Annotated in this window: 4 protein-coding genes; all 4 read right to left on the bottom strand. The window is 68.9% G+C overall.

The genetic code is table 11. From position 1 onward, the window contains the following. Positions 1–51 precede the first annotated feature (51 nt). Positions 52–942 (bottom strand): succinate--CoA ligase subunit alpha, encoded by an 891-nt coding sequence (gene sucD / locus FV233_RS28460; RefSeq protein ID WP_147856025.1) that lies wholly within the window; start codon positions 940–942, stop codon positions 52–54. Positions 943–956: 14 nt separating this feature from the next. Continuing rightward, entirely contained in the window at positions 957–2135 is a 1179-nt protein-coding gene (locus tag FV233_RS28455; RefSeq protein ID WP_147856026.1) for a malate--CoA ligase subunit beta, read from the bottom strand. A gap of 239 nt (positions 2136–2374) precedes the next feature. Continuing rightward, a complete protein-coding gene (gene fchA / locus FV233_RS28450; RefSeq protein WP_147899530.1) occupies positions 2375–3019 on the bottom strand; it encodes a methenyltetrahydrofolate cyclohydrolase in 645 nt (214 codons plus the stop codon). Between the two features lie 14 nt (positions 3020–3033). Further along, a complete protein-coding gene (locus FV233_RS28445) occupies positions 3034–3897 on the bottom strand; it encodes an NADP-dependent methylenetetrahydromethanopterin/methylenetetrahydrofolate dehydrogenase (protein WP_147899529.1) in 864 nt (287 codons plus the stop codon). Positions 3898–3973: the final 76 nt, after the last annotated feature.

The following is a 3973-nucleotide window of genomic DNA, read 5'->3' as shown; positions in this document are numbered from 1 at the left end:
CCCCGCAACCGCGGGGCACCCTCCCCCGCAGAGGGGGGAGGGTTAAGAAGGCTACGCCGCCCGGGCGAGCACGTCGGCGACGGTCTGGCCGAAGGAGCCGGGATCCGGCGCCACGGTCAGGCCGTAGGAGCGCATGATCTCGGCCTTCTCGGCGGCGCTGTCGCCGGCCGCCGAGATGATCGCCCCGGCATGGCCCATGCGGCGGCCCTTCGGCGCCGTCAGGCCCGCCACGAAGCCGATCACCGGCTTCGACATGTTGTCCCGGATCCAGGCCGAGGCCTCGGCCTCCTGCGGGCCGCCGATCTCGCCGATCATCAGCACCGCGTCCGTGTCCGGGTCGGTCTCGAACAGGGCGAGGTGGTCGAGGAACGACGAACCGTTGATCGGGTCGCCGCCGATGCCCACCGAGGTCGAGATCCCAAGACCCAGCTCCTTGAGCTGCGAGGCGGCCTCGTAGCCCAGCGTCCCCGAGCGGGAGATCACGCCGACGTTGCCCTTGAGGTAGATGTGGCCGGGCATGATCCCGAGCATCGCCTTGCCGGGCGAGATGATGCCGGCGCAGTTCGGGCCGACCACCATGGTGCGGCGATCCCGCGGGTAGCGCATCAGGTAGCGCTTCACCCGCATCATGTCCTGGGCCGGGATGCCGTCGGTGATCGAGCAGACCAGCCGCAGGCCGGCATCGGCCGCCTCCATGATGGCGTCGGCCGCAAACGGCGGCGCCACGAAGGTGATCGAGGTGGTGGCGCCGGTGGCGGCGACCGCCTCCTTGACGGTGTTGAACACCGGCAGGCCGAGATGCGTGCGGCCGCCCTTGCCGGGCGTGACGCCGCCGACGACGTTCGTGCCGTATTCGAGCATCTCCTTGGCGTGGAAGGTGCCCTTGTCGCCCGTGATGCCCTGGACGATGATCGGGGTGGTCTCGTCGATGAGGATGCTCATGGCGTGGTGTCCCCTCAGCGGTTCTTCTTGGCGGCGTCGCAGGCGTCGACCGCCTTGCGCGCCGCGTCCGACAGGGTGTCGGCGGTGATCAGGTCGAGGCCGCTGTCGGCCAGGATCTTCTTGCCCGCCTCGACGTTCGTGCCGGCGAGGCGAACCACCAGCGGCACGTCGATCTTGACCTCCCGGGCGGCCTGGATGACGCCCTCGGCAACCCAGTCGCAGCGGTTGATGCCGGCGAAGATGTTGACCAGGATCGCCTTCACGTTGCGGTCCGAGAGCACCAGCCGGAACGCCGTGGCGACCCGCTCCGGGGAGGCGCCGCCGCCGACATCCAAAAAGTTCGCCGGCTCACCGCCCGCGTGCTTGATCATGTCCATGGTCGCCATGGCGAGCCCGGCGCCGTTGACGATGCAGCCGATCTCGCCCTCCAGCCCGATATAGCTAAGGTTGTGCTCGGCGGCCTGCGCCTCGCGGGGATCGCCCTGCGACGGGTCGTGCATGTCGGCGATGCCCGGCCGGCGGAACATCGCGTTGTCGTCGAAGGACATCTTGGCATCGAGGGCCAGCACCCGGTCGTCCTTGGTGACGACCAGCGGGTTGATCTCGAGCATTGTGCCGTCGCAGTCGCGGAACGCCCGGTAGGCGTTCATGATGGTCTTCACCGCGGCCGAGACCTGCTTGATGTTCAGGCCGAGCTGGAAGGCGATCTCCCGGGCCTGGAACTGCTGCAGGCCCACTGCCGGCTCGACGACGACCTGGATCAGCGCCTCCGGCTCGTTGGCGGCGATCTCCTCGATGTCCATGCCGCCGCGCTGGCTGGCGATGACGCGTACGCGCTCGGCCTTCCGGTCCAGCACGTAGCCGAGGTAGAGTTCGCGCTCGAACGGGTCGGCGGTCTCGACGTAGACGCGCTGGACCGGCTTGCCCTCGGGCCCGGTCTGGAGCGTGACCAGGCGCTTGCCCAGCAGCTCCTTGGCGGCGTCGCGGACCTCGTTGTAGGTCCGGCACAGCTTGATCCCGCCGGCCTTGCCGCGGGCGCCGGCGTGGATCTGGGCCTTCACGGCCCAGAACGAGCCGCCGAGTTCGGTGGCGGCGTAGACCGCTTGATCCGGGCTGAACGCGATGGCGCCCTTCGGGACCGCCACACCGAAGCTCGCTAGCAGCTCCTTGGCTTGGTACTCGTGGACGTCCATTCGGCGCCTCCTCCGCGGTCGTTGCCGCCGTTTGACGCTGTCTACTTTAGTTGAGTGAGAAGATTACGCCCGTCAAATTTTTTGATCCGCGGGTTCAGGTCGGCTTTTTCGCGGATGCGGTAGGAATCGCATCCACTATTGCAGCGCAGCATCGCAGAAAAACAGCGAGGCCGGGCGCGTGATGCACCCGGCCTCGACTGTCGAACCACTTGCGTCCGCCACAGCGGACGCGGCGCGTTTCAGTTCACCTTGGCCTTCACCACCTCGTAGACCTTCTCGCTCAGCGCGCCTGCCTCGCCGAGCAGGCTTTCGAGTTCCTGGAGCCGCTCGTCGGCGAACGCCCGGTCCTCGAGTCCCTTGGCGTTGACGTAGACGTTGAGCGCCGCGCTGCGCAGGCCGGCATAGGCCGACAGCACCGCCACGCCGGCATCCGAGACCACGTTGAGATTGCCCTTCTCGGCGGTGATCGCCGCGAGGTCGATGACCGTGCGGCAGGCCCGGCAGCAGGCGAGCGGCACGTCGGTGGCGGTCCGGAGCGCGGTCTGGATCGCCGCGGCGCGGGCCGCCTTCTCGTCGTCGGTGCCCTTGGGCAGGCCGTAGGCGCCCATCACGGCGTCGAACGCCTGGACGTCCTCGCCGATCATGCCGGTGAGCACGACCCGCAGGCCCTCCGACCGGGCGAGCACGTCCTTCAGTTCGGCCTCGACCTCGACGTACTTCTTCTTGCCGATGGTCAGGTTGCAGACCATCGACACCAGGGCCGCCCCCATCGCGCCGGAGATCGCGGCCGCGCCACCGCCACCGGGGGTCGGGGCGGCGCTCGCGAGCTCCGTCAGGAAGGTCTGGATGGTCGCCGTCTCGGGCGCCTGCTGCGTGTCCGACATGGGCGTCCCTCCCGTCAGGCCATCTTCTTGGCGAGCGCGTAGATCTCCTCGGCATCGAGCACCTGCTCGGTGCTCTCGAAGAGCTGGCCCACGCAGGCCCGGTGCAGCTTGAGCTTCAGGCCGCCGATGCCGAGGGCGCCGAACGCCTTCTTGCCGTTGCGGTCCTTGCCCTTGTCCATCACGTCGATGCCGCCGACGCCGGTCGGGGGCTGGGCGTTGTAGTCGGCCACGAACTCGATCGCGGAGTCCTGCGCCCAGGCGGCCTCCGGCAGCAGCTCGACGCCGATGGCGCCGGCGGTGAACACGAGGTTCTTGCCCTTCACGAGCGCGATACGCGAGGCCTCGTCGGGGGTCGCGGCGGCCTTCACGTTGACCTTGAAGCGCTTGTTGATCTGCTCGGCGGCGGCCTGGGTCTTGTCCAGCGCGCGACCCGCGATGGTCACGTCCGCACCCTCGCCGGCCAGCAGCGCGGCGGAGCGCATGCCCACCGGGCCGGTGCCGGCCAGGACGACGGCGGTCTTGCCCTGGAGCGAGCCGGCGGCCTTGGCCACCAGGGCGACGCCCGCGGCGGCCGTGGTGTTGGAGCCGTTCGAATCCAGCATGCACGAGACCCGGAACGGGCCGAAGAAGCGCTTCTTGACGGCGGTGAACAGTTCCTCGCCGGCCGCCATGCTGCCGCCGCCGACGAAGATCGCCGTCGACTTCTTCTCGGAGCCGCCGCGGGTGTAGATCGTGCCGTCGACCAGGGCGCCGACGTTCTCGGGGGTCACGCCGCCGTAGCCGGTGATGTGGTCGGCGCCGCCGTCGTAGCCGACCACCGTGTCGAACACGTTCGGCATCGCATCGGTGTCGAACAGGAACAGCAGCTTCTTTGTCATGCTTTTTGGACCTTATCCGTCGCGCCGGTGCGGCGCCGTCGTGATGGTGTCTCGATCCGTTCCCAATCTTGAGGGG

This window comes from Methylobacterium sp. WL7 (assembly GCF_008040085.1).
In the GTDB taxonomy this organism is placed as follows: Bacteria; Pseudomonadota; Alphaproteobacteria; order Rhizobiales; family Beijerinckiaceae; genus Methylobacterium; species Methylobacterium mesophilicum.
Note: the sequence above shows the minus strand (reverse complement) of the source record. Positions and strands in the feature narration are given on the sequence as shown.

Bases quoted from the DNA above. Each gene is read 5' to 3' on its own strand.
- sucD (WP_147856025.1), bottom strand. From the start codon at position 942: ATGAGCATCCTCATCGACGAGACCACCCCGATCATCGTCCAGGGCATC.
- FV233_RS28455 (WP_147856026.1), bottom strand. From the start codon at position 2,135: ATGGACGTCCACGAGTACCAAGCCAAGGAGCTGCTAGCGAGCTTCGGT.
- fchA (WP_147899530.1), bottom strand. From the start codon at position 3,019: ATGTCGGACACGCAGCAGGCGCCCGAGACGGCGACCATCCAGACCTTC.
- FV233_RS28445 (WP_147899529.1), bottom strand. From the start codon at position 3,897: ATGACAAAGAAGCTGCTGTTCCTGTTCGACACCGATGCGATGCCGAAC.